Origin of the sequence: Robbsia andropogonis (assembly GCF_034047095.1) — a bacterium.
Classification (GTDB): Bacteria; Pseudomonadota; Gammaproteobacteria; order Burkholderiales; family Burkholderiaceae; genus Robbsia; species Robbsia andropogonis.
Map to the genome: position 1 here is coordinate 195924 of NZ_CP139170.1, position 21437 is coordinate 217360.

The 21437-nt window shown below is 60.9% G+C and carries 15 protein-coding genes, 1 tRNA gene and 2 riboswitches; of the genes, 9 read left to right on the forward strand and 7 right to left on the reverse strand.

All coding sequences use genetic code 11. From position 1 onward, the window contains the following. Positions 1-105: 105 nt before the first annotated feature. The gene (gene trpS, locus SJQ66_RS14455; RefSeq protein ID WP_024904913.1) at positions 106-1164 is read left to right on the forward strand and encodes a tryptophan--tRNA ligase; all 1059 of its coding nucleotides are present in this window, start codon (positions 106-108) and stop codon (positions 1162-1164) included. 32 nt (positions 1165-1196) lie between these two features. Here trpS and SJQ66_RS14460 read toward each other — a convergent pair whose 3' ends face one another. Continuing rightward, positions 1197-2822: a Na+/H+ antiporter gene (locus SJQ66_RS14460; protein WP_320534928.1), complete on the reverse strand. Its 1626-nt coding sequence runs from the start codon at positions 2820-2822 to the stop codon at positions 1197-1199. A gap of 125 nt (positions 2823-2947) precedes the next feature. Then, positions 2948-4303 (reverse strand): LysR family transcriptional regulator, encoded by a 1356-nt coding sequence (locus SJQ66_RS14465; RefSeq protein ID WP_320534929.1) that lies wholly within the window; start codon positions 4301-4303, stop codon positions 2948-2950. Positions 4304-4460: 157 nt separating this feature from the next. On the opposite strand from SJQ66_RS14465, the gene SJQ66_RS14470 reads away from it, so the two are divergent. The 3 genes from SJQ66_RS14470 to SJQ66_RS14480 all read left to right on the forward strand — a co-directional run bounded on the left by SJQ66_RS14470 (position 4461) and on the right by SJQ66_RS14480 (position 7723). Next, complete coding sequence (locus SJQ66_RS14470; RefSeq protein WP_024906090.1) at positions 4461-5708, forward strand: metal-dependent hydrolase family protein; 1248 nt, start codon at positions 4461-4463, stop codon at positions 5706-5708. A gap of 78 nt (positions 5709-5786) precedes the next feature. After that, positions 5787-7166 (forward strand): MFS transporter, encoded by a 1380-nt coding sequence (locus SJQ66_RS14475; RefSeq protein ID WP_024906089.1) that lies wholly within the window; start codon positions 5787-5789, stop codon positions 7164-7166. Next, positions 7163-7723 carry a GAF domain-containing protein gene (locus tag SJQ66_RS14480; protein ID WP_024906088.1) on the forward strand — a complete coding sequence of 187 codons (561 nt, stop codon included), beginning with the start codon at positions 7163-7165 and terminating at the stop codon, positions 7721-7723. Before SJQ66_RS14475 ends, SJQ66_RS14480 begins: the two co-directional genes overlap by 4 nt. 28 nt (positions 7724-7751) lie before the next feature. Here the strand turns inward: SJQ66_RS14480 and SJQ66_RS14485 are convergent, their stop codons facing one another. After that, positions 7752-9092, reverse strand: coding sequence for a glycosyltransferase family 32 protein (locus tag SJQ66_RS14485; RefSeq protein WP_157685253.1), 1341 nt, complete (start codon positions 9090-9092; stop codon positions 7752-7754). Positions 9093-9398: 306 nt separating this feature from the next. Here SJQ66_RS14485 and SJQ66_RS14490 point away from each other — a divergent pair, with 306 nt between their 5' ends. The 3 genes from SJQ66_RS14490 to SJQ66_RS14500 are packed head-to-tail and all read left to right on the forward strand — an operon-like array spanning position 9399 to position 11945. Continuing rightward, positions 9399-10517: a hypothetical protein gene (locus SJQ66_RS14490; RefSeq protein ID WP_024906086.1), complete on the forward strand. Its 1119-nt coding sequence runs from the start codon at positions 9399-9401 to the stop codon at positions 10515-10517. 20 nt (positions 10518-10537) lie between these two features. Continuing rightward, positions 10538-11206 (forward strand): HD domain-containing protein, encoded by a 669-nt coding sequence (locus SJQ66_RS14495; RefSeq protein WP_024906085.1) that lies wholly within the window; start codon positions 10538-10540, stop codon positions 11204-11206. 25 nt (positions 11207-11231) lie between these two features. Further along, on the forward strand, positions 11232-11945 hold the full coding sequence (locus tag SJQ66_RS14500) for an NUDIX hydrolase (protein WP_024906084.1): 714 nt from the start codon (positions 11232-11234) through the stop codon (positions 11943-11945). Between the two features lie 25 nt (positions 11946-11970). On the opposite strand, the gene SJQ66_RS14505 is transcribed toward SJQ66_RS14500, so the two are convergent. The 4 genes from SJQ66_RS14505 to gcvT all read right to left on the reverse strand — a co-directional run bounded on the left by SJQ66_RS14505 (position 11971) and on the right by gcvT (position 18235). Beyond that, positions 11971-13392, reverse strand: a complete 1422-nt coding sequence (locus SJQ66_RS14505) for an L-serine ammonia-lyase (protein WP_024906083.1) — start codon at positions 13390-13392, stop codon at positions 11971-11973. A gap of 76 nt (positions 13393-13468) precedes the next feature. Then, entirely contained in the window at positions 13469-16456 is a 2988-nt protein-coding gene (gcvP, locus tag SJQ66_RS14510) for an aminomethyl-transferring glycine dehydrogenase (RefSeq protein ID WP_024906082.1), read from the reverse strand. Positions 16457-16637: 181 nt separating this feature from the next. Further along, a complete protein-coding gene (gene gcvH, locus SJQ66_RS14515) occupies positions 16638-17018 on the reverse strand; it encodes a glycine cleavage system protein GcvH (RefSeq protein ID WP_024906081.1) in 381 nt (126 codons plus the stop codon). 107 nt (positions 17019-17125) lie between these two features. Continuing rightward, a complete protein-coding gene (gene gcvT, locus SJQ66_RS14520) occupies positions 17126-18235 on the reverse strand; it encodes a glycine cleavage system aminomethyltransferase GcvT (protein ID WP_024906080.1) in 1110 nt (369 codons plus the stop codon). 68 nt (positions 18236-18303) lie between these two features. Continuing rightward, positions 18304-18478: riboswitch (glycine riboswitch) on the reverse strand. 10 nt (positions 18479-18488) lie between these two features. Continuing rightward, a riboswitch (glycine riboswitch) is annotated at positions 18489-18618 on the reverse strand. Positions 18619-18832: 214 nt separating this feature from the next. On the opposite strand from gcvT, the gene SJQ66_RS14525 reads away from it, so the two are divergent. Both SJQ66_RS14525 and SJQ66_RS14530 read left to right on the forward strand, forming a co-directional pair. Continuing rightward, positions 18833-20917, forward strand: coding sequence for a UvrD-helicase domain-containing protein (locus SJQ66_RS14525; protein WP_046152428.1), 2085 nt, complete (start codon positions 18833-18835; stop codon positions 20915-20917). 231 nt (positions 20918-21148) lie between these two features. Then, positions 21149-21224, forward strand: a tRNA-Arg gene (locus SJQ66_RS14530). The last annotated feature ends 213 nt before the right edge of the window (positions 21225-21437 follow it).

Genomic DNA, 21437 nt, shown 5'->3' on the forward strand with positions numbered 1-21437 from the left:
GGCTGGCCATCGCTGGGTGGCGTCGGAGGGAAAGGCGTTCGGTGGTACCATGACCGCGCCTCTCGTTTGCAAAAAACAGCAGAATTTCACGCCATGACCGAGTCCATGAATCCCCTGAACGCCACGGCGGCCGCTTCCGGCTCCGCCGCGCCCGCTTCGCCCGCGGGCAAGCCTGTCATCCTGACCGGCGACCGTCCTACTGGTGCGCTGCACCTGGGCCACTTCGTCGGCAGCTTGCGTAGCCGCGTGGCGTTCCAGCACGACCACAAACAATTCATCATGCTGGCGGATTCGCAGGCGCTGACGGACAACATGGATGACACCAACAAGGTGCATCGGAACGTCATCGAAGTGGCGCTGGACTATCTAGCGGTCGGCATCGATCCATCGCTGACGACGATCTTTGTCCAGTCGCAGATTCCCGAGCTGGCGGAGTTGACGTTCTATTACTTGAACCTGGTTACCGTGGCACGCCTGGAGCGCAATCCAACGGTCAAACAGGAGATCATCCTGCGCGGCTTCGAGCGCGACATCCCCGCGGGCTTCCTGACCTATCCCGCCAGCCAGGCGGCGGACATCAGCGCGTTCAAGGCGAAGATCGTGCCGGTTGGAGAAGACCAGATCCCGATGATCGAGCAGACCAACGAGATCGTGCGGCGCCTGAACCGGATGGCCGGCCGTGACGTGCTGGTCGAATGCGAGGCACGCGTGCCTGATATTGGCCGTCTGCCTGGGGTAGATGGCAAGGCGAAGATGAGCAAGTCACTGGGCAACACGATCAATCTGGGCGATACGCCGGAGCAGATCAGCAAGCAGGTCAAGAACGTCTATACGGACCCGTTGCATCTGAAGGTATCGGACCCCGGCCATTTGGAAGGCAACGTCGCTTTTATCTATCTGGATGCGTTCGACACCGAGAAAGCGGCGCTGGAAGAAATGAAGGCGCATTACCAGCGCGGCGGCCTGGGCGACAGCGTGGTGAAGAAGCGTCTGGATACGGTGTTGCAGGAAATGCTGGCGCCCATTCGCGAGCGCCGTGAGCACTTCGCCAAGGATCGTGGCGAGGTCATGAACATGCTGAAGCGCGGCACCGCGCAGGCGCGTGAAGTAGCCGCTCAGACGATGGACGAAGTGAAAAGCGTGCTGGGCTTGAATTATTTCTGACGCATTGCCTGGCGGCATGCTGTCCGACGCGCTCAGCCGTCGCGCTGATGCCGCGTGCTCATCTCCTGCAGATCGAGGTCATGTTCCAGCGCGTGCATCAACTCGTCGTGGATACGTCCTTCGTCATGCAGTTTCAGAAGCGTCTGCCGTCCCGACGCGATAGCGGCCAGCACGATACCGTAATGCGCCTCCAGCGCTTCGCGCGGAAACGCCTCCTGGTCACTATGACGCTTGGCGAGGTTTGCACGATATTGATACTGCTCGTACAAGCGTGGATGAATCAACTGGCCATCCGCGTCATGGACGAGCGGCTCGATGGCGGCAAACTGCGCCTCATGAATATAGGCCCATGCCTGGGGTTCGCTCATATAGCGTGACTCGCGGGTGTGCGTCCGTGGTGGCAACAGCCACTGGATCAACACGCCAATCGTGACGCCCTGGACGATCACCGTGGCCAGAATAACGGCAAATGCGCAAACCAGGATCAGATCCCGTCCCGGCAGGTTTTCCGGCAAGGACAACGCGATAGCGATGGTCACCACGCCACGCATTCCCGCCCAGCTCATGACCGTGGCGGCGCGCCAATCCGGCGACGCGAACGAATGTTCCGATATGGGCGGACGACGCAATACGCGCATGCGAAGGAATTCGAGGATCACCTTCATCGCCTCCACACCGAAGATCCACGCGAATCGCGACACGATCACGACGATTACGATCCCTCCGGATGTCATCCCCAGCCGATACCACGCTTCGTGATCGGTCCCGTGCGCCACGCGCTGCATTACCCCATGCAGCGACAGCCCGATCAGGATGAAAACGAGCGCTTCGAAAATAAAGACCATCGATTGCCAGAACGATGTTGCCCGCAGGCGTGCGGCGGCGCTGAACACGCCATGTTGGTTGCGACCGATAACGAGGCCGCAGCACACCGCTGCGATGACACCCGAGACGCCTAGTTTTTCGCCGATGATATAGCTGCCCCACGACACCAGCAGGGACGTCACCATGACCAAATAATCGTCCTTGATATAGCGCCAGGCGCGCAGCAGCAGCCAGCCGCACAACAAGCCGATCAGCATGCCGCCAACGGCCAGTTCGCCGAATTTCATCGATGCCTCGCGCATGCTGAAGCTGCCAGTCAACGCCGCGGCCAAGGCGAATCGGAACAGTGTCAGCCCCGCCGCATCGTTCAGCAGGCTTTCGCCCTCCAGCAGCACCATCAGGCGTCGCGGTAACGTCAGTCGAGCCAGGATCGCCTTTGCCGCGACGGCATCCGGCGGAGACACGATTGCCCCCAGTGCGAAACATACGGCCCAAGGCAATCCGGGTACCAGCCAATGCGCCGCCCAGCCGACGGTCAACGTCGTAAATGTCACTGCTCCGACGGCAAGCATCATCACGCCGCCGAAATTGCGCTTGAGGTCATCCCATACCGTGAAATAGCCGCCGTACATCAGCAACGGCGGCAAGATCACGACCAGCACCAGGTCCGGGTCGAGGTTGATGGGCGGCAAGCCCGGCACGAAGGCCATGCCGATGCCACCGGCAAGCAGTGCCACGGCGGGCGGCAGATTGCATTGCCGGGCAAGCAGTTGCAGCGCGACCATTGCAACCAATGACAGCAGGACGATTTCAAAAGCGGAGACAGAGGACATTGGCGGTTCGCAGTGGCGCGGCGGAAGGTCGGCGTCGGATAGGTCGGCTGTGTCAGAGCAGGGCGACGATACACCGTATCCGGTCAGTGTACGTTGCCTTCCCGCGCAACGGACACAGGAACGTATCAAGTCGTTTGCGCACGCATGGCACCGGGATGGAACGCGCGCATTTGCTCGATCAGCAGACGCTGCAGGGCGACCGCCGCCAACGGCAGCTCCCTGCCGCGCCGGCTGATCACCCTGGCTTGCACATTGCGCATCAGCGGGTGGTCGATCTCCACGGCGACAAGCGTGCCGCGCTCGATATCGTCTCCCACCGCGAACGCCGGCAGCAACGTGACGCCCATGCCGGCACGGACGAAGCCGGCCAGTCCGATCAGATGGTCGGTTTCCAGTAGTACGTTAAACAGGCGTGACATCGGCGTCGATGCTGGAACTGGCGTAGGCGCAGAAGAAAATCGCGCGTCGGATCGAGGCGCGGGTGCCGTCTCGCGCAATGACATCGCGGCGGCGGACACGTCCGAGGCAAACGAAGGCGGCAACCCCGATGTGGCTTTCGATGCCGTCGTGGATGCTGATGCCGACGCGCCGGACGTACCGGACGTACCGGACGTACCGGACGTACCGGACGTACCGGACGTACCGGACGTACCGGACGTACCGGACGTACCGGACGTACCGGACGTACCGGACGCACCGGACGCACCGGACGCACCGGACGCACCGGACGCACCGGACGCCCCGGACGCCCCGGACACACCGGACACACCGGACACACCGGACACACCGGACACACCGGACACACCGGACACACCGGACACACCGAGATCGCCCGACAACTCTATCCGTTCCACGATATCGCGCGTGCCATAGCCACGACGCGCCAGTGCGAACGGGTAGTCAAGCAAGTCGCGGATGGTGACGCGTGACCTGAGTGCCAGCGGGTGATCACCACGGACGATCGCGCATACGGGCTGGTCGGCGGCGGTGATTTCCTTGAAACGCATCGCGTGGCTGTCGAATGGGGGGCCGTAGGTCAGGCCTAGATGGACGCGATCCTCTTCCAGCCATTGCTGGATATCACTGACCCCGCCCAGTTCCAGTGTGATCGACACCTTCGGATAGCGTTGATGGAACACCCGCAACGCGCGGCTCATCAGATCTTCGGTAAACCCCTGGATCGCGCCGATCGAAACGGTGCCGTATTCCAGTCCGTGAATGCCCTCCAGCTTCGACACCAGCACTTCCTCACGCGCAAGGTGCGCGCGGTAATGCTCTATCAACAATGCGCCGGCCTCGGTGGGTTTTGCGCCACGCCGATTTTTCTCCAGCAGCGGTGAGCGTACCGCGCGCTCGAGAATCGCCAACTGGCGACTGACAGCCGACGGCGCCACGTCCAGATGGTCCGCCGCCGCACGGATGCCGCCAAGGCGAACCGCCTCGAACAAGTAGCGCAACCGGGTGATGGTCAATCCTTCCATGGGCGCGTTGGGTTGAGTCGTGGATACGGATGTCGTTTTAAAAGGGTGTTGCCTTGAAGGCAACGATATTGTCGAAGCGCCGTCATTGTAGTCAAAAAATTGACTGTCCAAAATCAGCGAACGACTTATTGAAACGTATCCGACCGACAGCGACACCATGAATACACCCGACCGCATTGTTTTCCGCCGCGCCACGGTTTTCGACAGCCTCACGGGGGAATTGCGTCCTGACACGACGATCGTCGTTGAAAAAGGCGTTTTCACGCACGTTGGCGGCGCTGCTGAAACGTCGGACGACCGCACCCAGGTGCACGACCTCGATGGTCGCATCGTTCTACCGGGCTTGATCGATGCGCACGTTCATGTCACTGCGACGATTCCGGACTTCTTCAAGTTGTCGATGCTGCCGCAGTCGCTGATCACCGCGCAATCGAGCGACATTCTGAGAAGCATGCTCGATCGCGGCTACACATCGGTACGCGATGCGGGGGGCGCGGATTCCGGGCTTGCCCAGGCCGTGGCGCAAGGTATTTTTGCCGGTCCGCGAATGTTCATCGCCGGCCAGGCGCTGACGCAGACGGGGGGGCATGGGGACGCGCGGCCCGCTTATTTCAAGGGCATGAACTGCGCGTGCTGCGGCGCGGTTGGTCTGCTGGGATATATCGCCGATGGCGTGTCGGAAGTGCGGCGCGCGGTGCGCGAACAGATCCGCAATGGTGCGACGCAGATCAAGGTGATGGCGGGCGGCGGCATCTCGTCGCCGAACGATCCGTTGGAGGGCACGCAGTATTCGATCGAGGAATTGACGGCCATCGTCGAGGAGGCGCGCGCGGCGCGCACCTATGTGATGGCGCATGCCTATGCGCCGGAAGCGATCATCCGCGCGGTGCGATGCGGCGTGCGGTCGATCGAGCACGGCAATTTGCTCGACGAGGAAAGCGCGAAGGTCATGGCCGAACATGGCGCTTTCCTGGTGCCCACGCTCTCGACCTACGCCGCCATCGCGCGGCACGGCAAGGCACTGGGCTGGTCTGAATCGATGTTGGAGAAGACTGACCGGGTAAAGAGCCAGGGCATCGAGGCGGTCCGCATCGCGCATCGTGCCGGCGTGAAGATCGCATTGGGGTCTGATCTGCTCGGCGATATGCACAGTGCGCAATATGAGGAATTCACGTTGCGGCAGGAGGCAATGAAGCCGGCGGAAATCCTGATGAGCGCCACGTCGGTCAACGCGGAGTTGATGCATCAATCTGGCCGGCTTGGCGTGATCGCTCCTGGCGCGTTGGCGGACTTGCTGGTCGTCGACGGGGACCCGACAGCCGATCTGGCGTTGTTCCAGACGCCTGATGCACTGCGCGCGGTCATGAAGGATGGCCGCTTCCATGCAAATCGCCTGACTCGTTGACGCGGCGTTCTCTCGGGCATGTCTGCCCTGGTGGATGTCAGATCTTTTTAACTTTTCTTTTTGCGCGGAGCGCGTTCGATGTCGTCGATCTCGTCCAGAATCGAAAGCTGGCCCTTCAGCGGCTTTCATAAACGCCTATTGCTGATTGGTGGGTTGGGTTATACGTTCGACGCGATGGATGCGGCGGTCATGGCCTTCGTGTTGCCCGTGTTGCGCACGCAATGGCACCTGTCGAGTATCCAGACCGGCTATCTCGGGAGTTCGACGTACGTTGGCTACTTCTTCGGCGCGATGTGCGCTGGCATGCTGGGCGACCTGATCGGTCGCAAGCGCGTGATGATGTACGCGCTGTTGTTCTACTGCGTGGCATCGCTCGGCAGTGCAATGACGCACGACTGGCCGACATTCCTGGCCTCACGTATCTGCGCTGGTTTTGGCAGTGGTGCGGAAAGTGTGATCATTGCGCCATACTTGACCGAGTTTGTCGCCAAAAAGTATCGTGGCGCCTTTGTCGGATCACTTGCGGGGTTTTTCTCGTTCGGTTTCGTCGCCGCGGCGCTTCTCGGATATTTCATCGTGCCTGCCAGCGACGATGGCTGGCGGATCGTCATGGTGATCACGGCATTGCCTGTGGTGATGTTGCTGTGGTGGCGTCGGGCGTTGCCGGAGTCGCCGCGCTGGCTGGAAAGCCAGGGTCGACATCAGGCCGCACGTGACACCGTCGATCGCATCGAAAGTGAACTGCGCGCCGCCGGCGTGCGCATCGACGAGCAGACCGTGGCACAGGCGGAAGCGGCATTGGCCGCATCGAGTCCCGCTGTGCGTGGGTCCTTTGTCGCGAATTTCCGTTCGTTGTGGCAGGGCAAGCAGGCGCGCGTCACGGCGATGACCTGGGCGATGTGGTTGGCGATCACGTTCAGCTATTACTCTTTCTTCACCTGGATTCCGGGGCTGCTGATACAGCATGGAATGAGTATCACGAAAAGCTTTGCCTATTCGCTGGCGATGTATGTCGCGCAGATTCCCGGCTATTTCTCGGCGGCTTGGTGCAACGAGCGCTTTGGTCGACAAAAGACGATCGCAAGCTACATGGTGCTGGGCGGGGGCGCGGCGTTGTCCATGACGGTCTTGCATGGCAATACCGCGATCATGATGGCCGGTATCTGCCTGTCTTTCTTCATGAACGGCACGTACGCGGGTGTATATGCATATACGTCCGAAGTGTTCCCGACGGCGATCCGGACGACGGGTACCGGCGTGGCCTCGGCCGTGGGCCGCCTGGGCGCAATCGTGTCGCCGACGCTGGTGGGCTATATCTTCCCGGTGTTTGGTTTTGGTGGCGTATTCGGTGTGACGACGGTCGTGCTGGTCGCCGGGGCGGTGACGGTGTTGGTCATGGGCGTGAAGACAAAGGGCCTGTCCCTGGAAGCCATCGCCGTCAAGGAGCTGAAGGCATGACGGCGCGGCGGCAACTCTCGACGCACGTCCAGGCGACGGCGCCGTTGCTGCAGGCACTGGCCGCGGCGCATCGCGCGGTGGATCAAGACGCGGCGATCGAGGCGGTGTTCAAGGCCGTGGACGCGGCCTTGCTAGGCGCCATTGGTTATAAGCTTTTCACGATCCTGTTGTACGACGACGCGGTGACCGAGTCGATCCGGGTCTATTCGAACCGGGCAGGGGATTATCCGCTTGGGGGGCGCAAGAAGATCGTCTCGCGACGTTGGGCCGATCAAGTGGTGCGCGATGGCGTGCCGTTTATCGGAAATACGGCGGCGGATTTACGTGAAGTGTTTTCCGATCACGCATTGATCAGCTCGCTCGGATGCGAAAGTGTACTGAACATGCCGGTGCGCTGGGGAGGAAAGACGGTTGGGTCGCTTAACCTGTTGCATGATGCGTATTGGTATCAGGGCGTCGATCTTTCCGCGGTGGCGGTGTTTGCGCAATTGGTCGCTCCGGCGTTGATGACGGTGCCCGTGCCGAAAGATCCGGCGGGGTTGGACATTGGCGCGTAAGCCCGACGGCGCGGCGTCTGTACGGACATTACGGCCATTCGCCACGAGCACTGCGTTTTGGCCGTACGTGTTGCCATGCTGCACTCGCATCGAGATCGATAACCAGCCCTTTCGGGAAGAGCATCTCGTGCGGCGTCCTGGCCCAGCCATGGGTGGACCGCTTTACGTATTCGCGACACGATATAGCACGCGACACGGCAGACATCGCCGAACCGATGGGGTCTTCTAGATCGACGGCGGGAACATCCGCGCCATGCGCGGCATCCGAAAACCATCGCCAGGTATGCGGAAATTGATCGTGCGGTGATTCGCCCATGCCTTCCTCTACGTAGCGCTCCGGCCCGCTGATATGCAAGGTATCGAAAAGCCGTGACGACCAGGCGCCGACGCCAACGCGCGGCATGTGACGGACGACATCGCCGGACAGTGTCTCTGCCTCGATCTCGGGGTCCACGATATCGAGCTTGGTTTGATCGGGCCACATATCGAGATCCGAGCGCTTGACTCCCCAGGTTGTTAAATGACATTGATCCATACGCGTCGCGGCCGCGTGCACCGCCAATAGCAATGCCGCCACACGTGGCGAATGCGGTGCGGCGGCCAACACCCCGTTTGCCGTAAGGCGTGCCGGATCGCGCGTGCCTACGATGGTTTGCAGGATTCGCAACCCTCGCGGTGCGTCAATGTCACCGCCATTTGCTTCGACGACATCGACATCACGCCAGTGTCCGCCAAAAAGATAGAGTACGACAAGCCGGGTCAGGTCGCTGGCCGCGGCCATGTTGGCGTAAGGTCCGCTAATCTCGCGATGGAAGCGTGCCTTCAAATCCATTGCCACTGAGACAAAGTCTGTCGATATCGGGCGTTGCCGTTTTCCACGATTTCTTCCTGCCGTCGCGCGATGCGCCGTGTCGATAAGTGGTGGGGTGGTACGCCACAGTTCGCCTAGCCAATCAAATACGGCCTCTGCATCCCGTACGACGAGACGGTGCCCCTGGGTGCGTGCGAGATAACGATAAACGCTCTGCTTCTGAAAGGCCTGCAGCGCGGATTCTCCGATAGCCAATCGTCCGCCAGCGCATGATGATCGGCGATTATTTGCCGTTAGCGCTTTGTAGAGTCCATTGCCGGTGTCAGGCTCGCGCGGTTGCCAGTCGCTGTCGCCATCGGACATGGCATCCAATGTGTGCTGGATCAGCGCAGGGCGGGTTGTCCAGATGATGCGGTCCGCCGCAACGAGCGACGCGACATCCGCAGCGGTGCCGGGTATCGCGCTGACAAACCTCGAATCGTAGCCGCTCAAGATATTCGCGAGGAAGCGTGGCGGCATCGCACCGCCTTCCCAGGCGTAATGGAATAGGTAAGGCACGGCCCTGTTTTCCGACGCACGCGGTTTTTTCAATGCCGAAGTCGTCACGTCGGCGGTACTGTTTGCATGCATGGTGTCAAGGAGCGAGCGATTGCGTGAGCATTATCACGGGTTATCGGCGTTTTCATGCCGTACGAATAAAGTACCACTTCGCCGTGTCGCCGCCCATATGTCAAATGGACAGGATAACGTGACTGCATTACATGGTCGATCTGCGTTATTGGTTCTATTTAGGAATCCTCCTATATATTAATAGGAGATTTGCATCGATAATTACTTTTATAACGTCCACCACAAAGGTAAGCCATGCACTTTTTCCTGGATATCCTAGACGGGATGTGTCTTGGTGGCGCGAAAGTCTTGCTGGTGACGCATGCCGTCCCTGGCGTTACAGACTATGTTTTGGCGATGTCCCGTCGGGACAGAGTCATCGGCGTAATACCCAAACCTAATACGATCGACCCACAGACACTGCAGGCATTGTCCGAGATAACGCCGGTTTTCAACGTGCGCAGGGAAGACATCGATGCTCGCAACGACAGCTATTGCACCCTGCTCTCGCATCTGGAAGCAGCAGGAAAGTTCGTCATTATCGATATGGGCGGCTATTTTGCGGAAGCGGTTTCTGCTTTTCCGGACAGCATCAAGCGCAACTTGATCGGCATCGTCGAAGATACCGAGAACGGCCATCAGCGATATGAACGCGCCTTCGCCCGCCCGGGTGATGCCGACGAACGCGTTGCTAAGCCCGTTATATCCGTTGCGAGAAGTGCACTGAAAGACCCGGAAGATTTCCTTGTCGGGCAAGCCGTTGTCTTTTCAGCTGATGCGGCGCTGCGACAAGGCAATGTCATTCTTCCCTCGATGAAAACGGTTGTCTTTGGTTATGGGAAGGTAGGTTCCAGCATCGCGCAGTGTCTGAAAATGCGGGGCGCGATCGTCTCGATATGTGAAAGCGACCCGGCGCGCGAGGCGCTAGCGTTGGCGCATGGCTTTCAAGTCTTCGGGAAAGACGACGCATTGTCACACGCCGAACTCATCTTCTGCGCCACGGGCAATCATTGCATCGGAATGCAGGATTTCGGCCGAACCGACAGCAGGAAGTATGTGTTTTGTGCGACATCGGCCGATGACGAGCTGAAGGACTTCGAAGACATTCGCCGCATTATGGAGCCCTCTGGTATCTGGGGTGTCGCGCGCACCGGTAATCGCGGCATGATTTATTTTTGCAATCGTGGAAATTCGGTGAATTTCTTGCATAACGGAAGTGTCGGGCCATATGTCAAATTGGTGCAGGCGGAGTTGTTGGTTGCCGCATCGCGTATTGACCAGTTTGTTCCTGGTCGCATCTCGGAGCTGGATAGATCGAGTCGTACGTCGATATCAAAGGTCTGGTTGAAGCATCATGTGAGCACGCTGAACTGAACCGAGGGGAGGAGACAAGGATGAAAAAAACGTATCTCGACAAAGTTCGAGCGCAGGTCCTGGAAGATTTTGATAGTACTGTCGTCGCACATGACATGGCGCATCTCCTGCGGGTGGAGCACCATGCGCGTCGTATCGCCGAGAAAGAACCTGTCAATATCGAGGTGGTGCGCAGCGCCGCTTTGTTACACGACTACCATCGATTTCTCGAGATCAAAACCGGACAGCATGTGTCACCTTGCGTGGCGGAGCCGCTCGTGCGCACCGTATTGTCGAAGGCCGGTGCGCCGGACGAGGATGTCGAATTGATTTGTCGGTGTGTTGACTTTACGGAGCGCTTTACCTGCGCCGGTGATGAGATACGTGATGCCACGATCCCGAGAGAGGCCATGATCGTAAGGGATGCCGATATGCTGGATGCACTGGGTGCGGTCGGTATCGCGCGCGCAATGATGTTCGGCGCGAAACTGGGGCAACCGCTTAGCGCGGCCGATCCTGTTGCCGGACAGTTTCGTCATGGGAAAGCCAGTTCGGTCATTCACCATTTCCACGAGAAGCTTCTGCGATTGGAGCCCGAGTTCTTGACCGAGGTGGGCGCTGCGGAAGCGAAGCGCCGCACGCACTATATGCGTGAATATCTCAGCGTGCTTGAGAGTGAGTTAAGGTACGGGTCTACGGAAGCCGCATGAGCGTGATGCCAGATACGGAAAATGAATGAAAGACATTCAGCTAAAGGTGCAGGGGCGTTCTTATGCGTTCCCTGTCAAGGGTGCTTTGGAAGGGACGAACGATGCGTCGTCCCTTGCGCGGGCCGACGCACAAGACATAAAGGAAACGAGAGCCGCATCGGATGTGTCCGCGATGCCGTGGGAGCAAGGCCTGGCCTTGAGGTTGGGCGCCTATCTGCGAGCCTTTCCTGATGAAGAGGGGCGGCTCGAACGGCTGACGGATAGCATGGAGGCCACGCGCACGGTGCCGTCTTTGCCGCTTGGGTCGCGCAGGCTCTTTCCTGGTCATGTGACCGGTAGTGCGATCGTCGCCAAGGATGGACAGGCGTTATTGATTCGTCACCCGATTATCGGGCGGTGGCTGCAGCCTGGCGGTCATCTCGAGGGGAACGAGGCGCCGGAAGTGGCTGCGGCACGTGAAGCGGAAGAGGAGACGGGATGGCGCGTCGCGCCCGTGGTGGATGCATGCGGCCAACCGATACTGCTCGATATCGACATCCATGCGATACCGGAGAATCCCAAAAAGGGGGAACCCGCGCACTGGCACTACGACTTCCTGTACGTATTCGCGCCGGTCGAGCGCGTGACCACGCCGGAGTTGCCCGTCAAATGGATCAGCATCGAGGAGATCGACGAACCGAGGCTCGTCAAGGCCCTGTCCAAGGTGCCGATGCTCCACGCTGCACTAAGCGATGCATGAACGCAGGACGCTGCGTCGGCTTACGTCAGCACTCGATGATATTGACCGCCAGGCCACCGCGCGACGTTTCCTTGTACTTGGTTTTCATGTCGGCGCCGGTTTCACGCATGGTCTTGATGACCGAGTCCAGTGACACGTAATGGTCCCCGTCGCTTTGCAATGCCATGCGGGCTGCGTTCAATGCCTTGACCGCGCCCATCGCATTGCGCTCGATGCAGGGAATCTGGACACGCCCGCCCACCGGGTCACAGGTCAGCCCCAGATTGTGTTCCATGCCGATTTCAGCGGCGTTTTCGACCTGTCGCGGCGTGCCGCCGAGCACGGCCGCCAGGGCACCCGCCGCCATCGAGCAGGCGACACCCACCTCGCCTTGACAGCCCACTTCCGCGCCCGAGATGGAGGCATTCAATTTGTACAAGATACCGATTGCCGCGGCGGTCAGCAGAAACGTCTCCACGCCCGAGATATTCGCGCCATCGATGAAGCGCATGTAGTAATGCAGTACCGCCGGAACGATGCCCGCGGCGCCATTCGTCGGTGCCGTGACCACGCGGCCGCCCGCGGCGTTTTCCTCGTTGACGGCCATGGCGAACAGATTGAGCCAGTCGAGCTGCGCCAATGGATCGCCAGCGACACCGGCTTGCCGTGCCGCCTCGCGGCGCATCAGGCCGCGATAGAGTTCCGGTGCACGGCGCCGGACTTGAAGCGGCCCTGGCAACGTGAGAATGGGTGCGGGATCGGTGCTCGCGTCCGCGGTACCGCCACCGTTGCATCCCTGCCGGACGCAGTCCTGCATCGCATCCCAGATGCGGGCGAGACCCGCATGGATCTCAGCGTCGTCACGCCAGGTGCGTTCGTTTTCCCACATCAGCTCGGCGATCGACCGGCCCGAATCGGAGCACAGTTGCAATAACTCGGCACCTGAACGGAAAACATGTGGCAATTTCAGCGGAGCAGTCAACACCTGCGTATTCGCCGCTCCCTCCGTCACCACAAAACCGCCGCCGACCGACAGATAGGTTGTCTCGCGCAGCACGGTGCCCGTGGCATCGAATGCGCTGATGCGAAGTGCATTCGGATGCGCTGGAAGCGACTGCCGATAGAACGCGATGCGCTCGCGTGGGACAAAGGGAATGATATGGGTGCCGAGCAAGGCCAACTGCCGGTCGCGCTGCACCGCATCGAGCCGCGGCGCAATCGATGCGGCATCGACGGTATCCGGCGCGTCGCCCATCAACCCCAGCATCACGCCACGGTCGGTGCCGTGTCCTCGCCCGGTTGCTCCGAGCGATCCATAGAGGCCAACATCTAAGCGGGCGACGAGGGGTAGCAGGCCCTCATCGGCCAGGGCGGTCACGAACATCAGACCGGCTCGCATGGGCCCGACCGTGTGCGAGCTGGACGGCCCAATGCCGATCTTGAAAAGATCGAAAACGCTGACGGCCATGGTGATTACCCCTTGATCAAAGCAGCAAAGCCAGCCGCGGTCACGTTGAGCGGAACCGCGGCCATCACGTCGGACGTCATTGATACGACGTGATGTCGGGGCAGGAGCACACCAAATTGCGGTCGCCATACGCGTTGTCCGCACGGCCAACTGGCGACCAGTACTTCGTCGCGCGCAGCGATTTCACCGGATACGCCGCCTGCTCGCGTGAGTATGCATGGGTCCAGTTGTCGCTCGTCACCACGGGTGCTGTGTGCGGTGCGTGTTTCAGTGGGTTGTCTTCCCGGTCCAGCGCGCCACTTTCCACCGCGCTGATTTCCGCGCGGATGGCGATCATCGCATCGATAAAGCGGTCGAGTTCGTACTTGGATTCGGACTCGGTCGGCTCGATCATCAGCGTGCCCGGCACCGGGAAGCTCATCGTGGGTGCGTGGAAGCCGTAGTCGATCAAGCGCTTTGCCACGTCGTCCACGCTGATGCCGCTGCTGTCCTTGATCGGACGCAGATCAATGATGCATTCGTGTGCCACCAAGCCGCCCGGGCCGGCGTACAACACGGGGTAATGCGGCGACAGGCGCTTTGCAATGTAGTTTGCCGACAGGATCGCATTCTCGCTGGCCCGGCGCAGCCCGGCCGCGCCCATCATCGCGATATACATCCATGAGATCGGCAGAATGCTCGCCGAGCCGTACGGGGCAGCCGATACGGCGCTGATGCCGTCTTCGCCGCGCTGATAGCCGACCGATGTCGCGTTTGGCAGGAACTTCGCCAAATGCGCGCCCACGGCCACCGGTCCGACGCCTGGTCCGCCGCCGCCGTGCGGAATACAGAACGTCTTGTGCAGGTTCAAGTGCGATACGTCGCCGCCGAATGCGCCCGGTGCCGCCAAGCCGACCATGGCATTCATGTTCGCGCCATCGACATACACCTGGCCGCCATGCTCGTGTACCACGTCGCAGATTTCGCGGATCCGGGATTCGAACACGCCGTGCGTCGACGGATACGTGATCATGATTGCCGCAAGCTTGTCCGCATGCTGCGTTGCCTTTGCGCGCAGGTCATCCAGATCGACGTTGCCGTTGCTGTCGCATGCCACCACCACGACCTTCATGCCCACCATCTGCGCCGACGCCGGGTTGGTACCGTGCGCCGATGCCGGAATCAGGCAGACGTCGCGGTGCGCTTCGCCACGCGAGGCGTGATACGCCCGGATAATCAGCAGGCCCGCGTATTCTCCCTGGGAGCCGGCATTTGGTTGCAGCGACACGGCGGCATAGCCCGTGCATGCAACCAGCATGTCTTCCAACTGCGCGATCATCGTCTGATAGCCGACCGTTTGCGTAGGCGGCGCGAACGGATGAATGGAGCCGAACTCGGGCCAGGTAACCGGGAGCATTTCCGCTGTGGCGTTGAGTTTCATCGTGCACGAACCGAGCGGAATCATGGTGCGATCGAGCGCCAGATCCTTGTCGGCCAACTTGCGCAGGTAGCGCAGCATTTCGGTCTCGCTGTGATAGCGATTGAACGTCGGATGCGTCAGGAAGGCGGTGCGGCGCGTCAGTGCCGCGGGCCAGGTCAATGTGGCCGCCTTGGTGATCGTGCTGTCCAACGCTGAAATATCGACATTCGAGGTAGCCGACGTTCCGGCATTCGAGAACATCTGGAACAGCGTATCGAGGTCCGCGCGAGTGGTGGTCTCGTCGAACGACAGGCCCAGGTGCGCGTCGTCGATGCGACGGAAGTTGTAACCGGCACTGACCGCGGCGTCATGCAGTTGCGCCGTCGCGCCCGACGTGTGGATCGTCAACGTGTCGAAAAAAGTGTCGTTGATGACGGTCCATCCCAGGCCACGAAGTCCTTGCGCGGCGATCGCCGTGATCCGGTTCACCCGCGCGGCAATATTTTGCAGGCCTGCCGGGCCATGGTAGACGGCGTACATGCTGGCGATGATCGCCAGCAGTGCTTGCGCGGTACAGATGTTCGACGTCGCTTTTTCGCGGCGGATATGTTGTTCGCGGGTCTGCAGCGCGAGACGCAGCGCCGGTTGGCCTTGCGCATCGACGGTCACGCCGACGAGCCGTCCCGGCAATTGCCGCTTCAGCGCGTCGCGCACGGCCATGAATGCGGCGTGGGGACCACCAAAGCCCATCGGCACACCAAAGCGCTGACTGTTCCCAACGGCGACATCGGCACCCCATTCGCCAGGGGCGGCCAGCACCGTCAAGGCCAGCAGATCGGCGGCCACCACGACTTGCGCGCCGGCCTCGTGCAACGCTTCGGCTAGCGCGCGATAGTCGCGTACATCGCCATTGACGCCTGGGTATTGCAGCAGCACGCCGAACGGCGAGGCTTGCACGGCGTTGGCGGCAGGACCCACCACCACGTGGATGCCCAACGGTTCCGAGCGGGTGCGCAGCACTTCGATTGTCTGGGGCAGCGTGTCATCCGCGACGTAGAAGACCGTCGACGTCGACTTGCCCGCGCGCTTGACCAGCGTCATCGCTTCGGCGGCGGCGGTCGCCTCGTCGAGCATCGATGCGTTGGCCACGTCCAGACCGGTCAGGTCGGTAATCATCTGCTGATAGTTCAGCAGCGCTTCCAGCCGGCCTTGCGAGATTTCCGGCTGATAAGGCGTGTAAGCCGTGTACCACGCCGGATTCTCGAGAATATTGCGCAGAATGACATTCGGCGTATGCGTGCCGTAGTAACCCTGGCCGATGAGGTTGCGCATCACGCGATTCTGCGCCGCCAGCTCGCGTAGCAGGGCAATCGCCTGCGCTTCATCGCGCGGATCGGTGAAGTCGCCGAGCGGCAGCGTATCGGTGCGGCGGATGTCCTGCGGGATCACGGCGTCGATCAGCGCGCCGCGATCAGCGTAGCCGAGCACGTCGAGCATCGCGCGTTCGTCGGCATCGATGGTGCCGATATGGCGCGCCTCGAAGCCATCGTGGCGTTCAAGCGCCGAGAGGGACACGGACGACAAAGGCGGCAGCGCCGACGGCGCGACGTTGGCGGAGGAAATATCCTGGGCCGGCGATGCCGACGGGACGGAAAGATCGGTCATGATGGAACGGGCGGAGGGGGCAGAGCACAGCCGCGCTCACACGAGCGCGACTTCACTAAAAAGCAGCAAAATAACGGTCCAAACCGGGACGGTGTCAACCAAGCACGTTGCAGACATCGTCACGGGTAATGCGTTTGTTACGGCGGTGAGGGGATGGCCCCCACCCGAGATCGTCCTCGATTTACTCGCCGATCGACTGCTTGTACTGATCGGCGCTCAACAACGCCGTCGTGGCGCCCGCGTCGGTCGGCTTGATCTTGAACAGCCATGCCTCGTACGGTTTCGCGTTGACGGAATCCGGTGCATCGCCCAGATCACCGTTCGAGGCGATGATTTCGCCGGCTACCGGTGCGTATATGTCGGACGCGGCCTTTACCGATTCCACGACGGCGATGGATTCGCCGGCGCTGACCTGACGGCCCGCCTCGGGCAGGTCGACGAACACGATGTCGCCTAGCGCTTCCTGGGCGTGGTCACTGATACCCACGGTCAACGTGCCGTCAGCTTCGGTGCGGATCCATTCATGCGACTCCGTGTACTTCAGGTCGGCTGGGGTGGTCATGGCATCCTCTCTGTAAAATCAAATGGTGTTGTGCAGCATGTCTGCTGCGCTGAATGTGCTTGTCAGCGGTGCTCGAAAACGTTTGGTTCGCCCGAACCGGCGCGCGGCTACAGCGTGACCAATGTCTTGCCTTGCCGCACGAACGGTAATTTAACCACGGTCGCGGGCAATTGTTTGTCCCGAATCTGCACTTGCACGGTATCACCGGGCTTCACGTCCACCGGCACCCGCGCGAATGCGATCGAGCGTTGCAGTGACGGCGAGAACGTTCCGCTGGTGATTTCTCCTTCCCCGGAGGCGGTCAACACCTTCTGGTGGCTGCGCAGCACGCCGCCGCTGCCCTGCAACAACAGGCCGACGAAGGCGGCGCGTTGGCCGTCCGTGTCGAGCTGCCCGCGTCCCAGGAAGGCGCGGTCGGTCGAGCGATCGACGGTCCAGGCCAGACCGGCATCCAGCGGCGACACGGTCTCGTCCATGTCCTGGCCATACAGGTTCATGCCGGCTTCCAGGCGCAGCGTGTCTCGCGCACCCAGGCCGGCCGGGCGCACGCCGGCAGCGGCCAAAGCCTGCCACAGGGCGGTGCTTGCGGATGCGTCGCATACGATTTCGAAACCGTCTTCGCCGGTGTAGCCGGTGCGAGCGATCATCAATTCACCGAATGGCGATTCGGTCAGTACCACGGCATGGAACGGCTTCAACGGCTCGGACGGCGCTTGCGAACCGGGAATCGCCGCCCAGGTCTTGGCCCGCGCTTCCGGGCCTTGCACGGCGATGATGCCGAGGTCCGGACGGGAGACGACGGAGATATTGAAGTCTCCCTCGGCGTTCTGCTGGCCGAGCCAGGCAATGTCCTTGTCCGCGGTGCCCGCGTTGACCACCAGCCGGAACGACGTTTCGTCGAAGTAATAGACGATCAGATCGTCGACCACGCCGCCGTTACCGTTCAGCATGCAGGAATAAAGGGCGCGGCCGGAGGTTTGGAGCTTTGCCACGTCGTTGGCGAGCACGCGCTGCAGGAACGGGCGGACGGCTTCCCCCGTCAAATCGACCACGCGCATGTGGGAAACGTCGAACATGCCGGCGCTGGTACGCACGGCGCGATGTTCTTCAATCTGGGAGCCGTAGTTGACGGGCATGTCCCAGCCTCCGAAATCGACCATCCGGGCGCCAGCGGCGAGATGGACGGCATGCAACGCGGTCTTGTTCAGTTCGGTCATTTGGAGCCCCCAGCGGCATCGGAAAACGTAAAAGGGTCGACGCCGTGCCGCCCGTAAAGGCGCGCGGTGCCGACCCCTCTGTCCTCGATACCTGAGAGATTGCACGGACGTCACTGCCGGCGGATGGTGCTGGGACAGGTCCCGTTGCACCATCCAAGGCCGGCGGCGGTCACATGCGCGCCCCTTCGGTGGGCAGGCAAGGCGCATGCAATGCGCCCGCTGCCGCTCTCCAGAGATGCGGAAGCCCGAGCTTCCGGCGCGATCGGTCCTTTTGCCTGAGAGTTTATGGGTGTTACCCCTTCGGCGGCGACGTCGGCTATGCAAGCATCCGCGCAATGCGCATGCCTGCCAGCCCGTGACGTCGCGCTCTCCCGATGCGCCCGGCGACTGTAAGGCAGCCGGACGGGGTTGTCAAATGGAGAAAAGGGGGAGGCCGTTCGACCGATCTGCCGGATAGGAAGGATGTCCGTGCGAGACGCATCGCCTCCCTGGAAATTCGCCCGTCGCGTGCTAACATCGGCACTCTTCCTGATCCCTCCGTGATCGCCCTGTCCGTGTCAAACGAGGGCGATGTCGCATTACTTCAGAGAGTTACCCATGTCGGGCATGAACGCCGCACAGCGTGAAGGCGTGCACTATCTTGACGGTCCATGCCTGGTGCTGGCGGGTGCCGGCAGTGGCAAGACGCGTGTGATCACGCAGAAGATCGCGCATTTGATCGAGCGAAAGGGCTTCGAGCCGAAGCATATCGCGGCGGTGACATTCACGAATAAAGCCGCGGCGGAAATGCGCGAGCGGATCGCGACGTTGCTCGAAGGCAAGACCTTGACCACACCGGGCAAGGAAGGCCGCAAGGTGCCTGTCAACCAGTTGACCGTGTGTACCTTCCACTCGCTGGGCGTGCAGATCCTGCGGCAGGAGGCGCAACACCTGGGGCTGAAGCCGCAATTCTCGATCATGGATTCCGACGACTGCTTCTCGATGATCCAGGAGCAGGTGGGCAGTACCGACAAAGGGATGATCCGCAAGATTCAGACGCAGGTCTCGCTCTGGAAGAATGCGATGCTGACGCCTGAGGAGGCGGCTGCGGTGGCGGAGGACGTCGACCAGCATCAGGCTGCTATCGTCTATCGGAACTATGTGGCAACGCTGCATGCCTACCAGGCGGTGGACTTCGACGACCTGATCCGCCTGCCCGCCGAGTTGTTCGCACGCAACGAGGAAGTGCGCGATCGGTGGCAGAACCGGCTGCGTTATTTATTGATCGACGAATACCAGGACACGAACGCCTGCCAGTACGAACTGGTCAAGCAGATTGCCGGCAAGCGCGCGGCGTTCACCGCCGTGGGTGACGACGACCAGGCGATCTATGGCTGGCGCGGTGCGACGCTGGAGAATCTGGCGCAGTTGCAGGTGGATTTTCCGCAATTGAAAGTGATCAAGCTGGAGCAGAACTATCGCTCCACGGTGCGCATTCTGACTGCCGCGAATAACGTGATTGCGAACAATCCGAAGCTTTTTGAGAAAAAGCTGTGGAGCGAGCACGGGATGGGCGACACGATCACCGTGAATGCGGCGAACGACGAGGAGCACGAGGCGGAGTCCGTGGTGTTTCGGATGTCTGCGCACAAGTTCGAGCGTCGGGCGCAGTTCCGGGATTACGCGATTTTGTATCGCGGTAATTTTCAGGCGCGGGTTTTCGAGCAGATTTTGCGGCGTGAGCGGATTCCGTACGTGTTGTCGGGCGGGCAGTCTTTTTTCGACAAGGCCGAGATCAAGGATGTGTGCGCGTATCTCCGGCTGATCGCGAATGCGGATGACGATCCGGCGTTTATTCGTGCGGTCACCACGCCACGGCGTGGGGTGGGGAACGCGACGCTGGAGGTGTTGGGCAGTTATGCGGGGCAGTCGAAAGTGTCGCTGTTCGAAGCTGTCTACATGGGCGGGATCGAGGCGCGGTTGAGTCCGCGCCAGCTTGAACCGTTGCGCGCATTTTGCGATTTCCTGCAGCGTCTGACCGACCGGGCCAAGAAGGAAGCGGCGAATACCCTGCTCGACGAGTTGATGGAGGGCATGCACTACGAAGCCTATCTGTACGACGCGTTCGATGACCGCGCGGCGCAGTCGAAATGGCAGAACGTGCTGGAGTTCCTGGAGTGGTTGAAACGTAAAGGGACGAAGGCTACGGTCGAGGGGGCGGAGGAGGCGACCGGGTATGACACCGCCGATGGGCTGGCGGACGAAGGCAAGGACCTGATGAAGCTGATCCAGACGGTTGCGCTAATGTCGATGCTGGAAGGCAAAGAAGAAGATCCCGATGCGGTGCGGCTGACGACCGTGCACGCATCGAAGGGGTTGGAGTATCCGCACGTGTTTCTGGTCGGCTGCGAGGAAGGGATTCTGCCGCATCGCGGAAGTGACGATGCGCCAGCGGACGATGCGCGGATCGAGGAAGAACGGCGGTTGATGTACGTGGCGATCACGCGCGCACAGCGGAGCCTGCATCTATCGTGGTGCAAGAAGCGTAAGCGGGCGCGGGAGACGGTTGTGTGCGAGGCGTCGCGGTTTATCGAGGAAATGGGACTGGCGGAAGCGCCACCGCCGACCGCTGAAGAAGCACCGATGACGCCAAAGGATCGGATGGCTGCGTTGAAGGCATTGCTGGGCGGGGGAGGGGCGTAGGGGGAGGCGGTTTGGGTTGGTGGTGAGGGTGTGCGTTTGTCGCTTTGTTGGGCGTTGCCTTGTAGACCGGAAAGAGACAAAAATGATCCAGGCGTGGTGGTTTGTGTTAGAATAGCGGTCTTATTGTTGGTGTGGTTTTTTGGCAACCAACATGTGTGTCGGCGCTGCGTTGTTTTGCTTTCTCCTATTCGCACCCACAGCCGCTACACAACAATTCGTTTTGCCTCATCTGCGTCCGTAGCTCAATGGATAGAGTACTGCCCTCCGAAGGCAGGGGTTGCTGGTTCGATCCCAGCCGGACGCACCAGATTCTTTATTAAAATCAAGCCTCAATATTCGGTTGATCGCAGTTGATGTGGGCGGCGATCTTGGGCATTGGTCATTCTTCCTCGCCGTCCCAGATCGCCCGCGCTTTTTTCTCAGCGTCAGCAGGGCCACCGTTTCGGCCAAGGCCGCATCCTTGCGCCGCAGCTCGCGCTCCAACGCCTTGTTACGTTTGCGCTCGCTTTTGATCGCCTCG

What these genes read in the sequence shown, in the direction of transcription:
- gcvT (WP_024906080.1), bottom strand. Translation starts at nt 18,235, where the DNA reads ATGACCGAACTGAACAAGACCGCGTTGCATGCCGTCCATCTCGCCGCT.
- SJQ66_RS14495 (WP_024906085.1), top strand. Translation starts at nt 10,538, where the DNA reads ATGAAAAAAACGTATCTCGACAAAGTTCGAGCGCAGGTCCTGGAAGAT.
- SJQ66_RS14465 (WP_320534929.1), bottom strand. Translation starts at nt 4,303, where the DNA reads ATGGAAGGATTGACCATCACCCGGTTGCGCTACTTGTTCGAGGCGGTT.
- gcvH (WP_024906081.1), bottom strand. Translation starts at nt 17,018, where the DNA reads ATGACCACCCCAGCCGACCTGAAGTACACGGAGTCGCATGAATGGATC.
- SJQ66_RS14525 (WP_046152428.1), top strand. Translation starts at nt 18,833, where the DNA reads ATGTCGGGCATGAACGCCGCACAGCGTGAAGGCGTGCACTATCTTGAC.
- SJQ66_RS14480 (WP_024906088.1), top strand. Translation starts at nt 7,163, where the DNA reads ATGACGGCGCGGCGGCAACTCTCGACGCACGTCCAGGCGACGGCGCCG.
- SJQ66_RS14500 (WP_024906084.1), top strand. Translation starts at nt 11,232, where the DNA reads ATGAAAGACATTCAGCTAAAGGTGCAGGGGCGTTCTTATGCGTTCCCT.
- SJQ66_RS14505 (WP_024906083.1), bottom strand. Translation starts at nt 13,392, where the DNA reads ATGGCCGTCAGCGTTTTCGATCTTTTCAAGATCGGCATTGGGCCGTCC.
- SJQ66_RS14490 (WP_024906086.1), top strand. Translation starts at nt 9,399, where the DNA reads ATGCACTTTTTCCTGGATATCCTAGACGGGATGTGTCTTGGTGGCGCG.
- trpS (WP_024904913.1), top strand. Translation starts at nt 106, where the DNA reads ATGAATCCCCTGAACGCCACGGCGGCCGCTTCCGGCTCCGCCGCGCCC.
- SJQ66_RS14470 (WP_024906090.1), top strand. Translation starts at nt 4,461, where the DNA reads ATGAATACACCCGACCGCATTGTTTTCCGCCGCGCCACGGTTTTCGAC.
- gcvP (WP_024906082.1), bottom strand. Translation starts at nt 16,456, where the DNA reads ATGACCGATCTTTCCGTCCCGTCGGCATCGCCGGCCCAGGATATTTCC.
- SJQ66_RS14475 (WP_024906089.1), top strand. Translation starts at nt 5,787, where the DNA reads ATGTCGTCGATCTCGTCCAGAATCGAAAGCTGGCCCTTCAGCGGCTTT.
- SJQ66_RS14460 (WP_320534928.1), bottom strand. Translation starts at nt 2,822, where the DNA reads ATGTCCTCTGTCTCCGCTTTTGAAATCGTCCTGCTGTCATTGGTTGCA.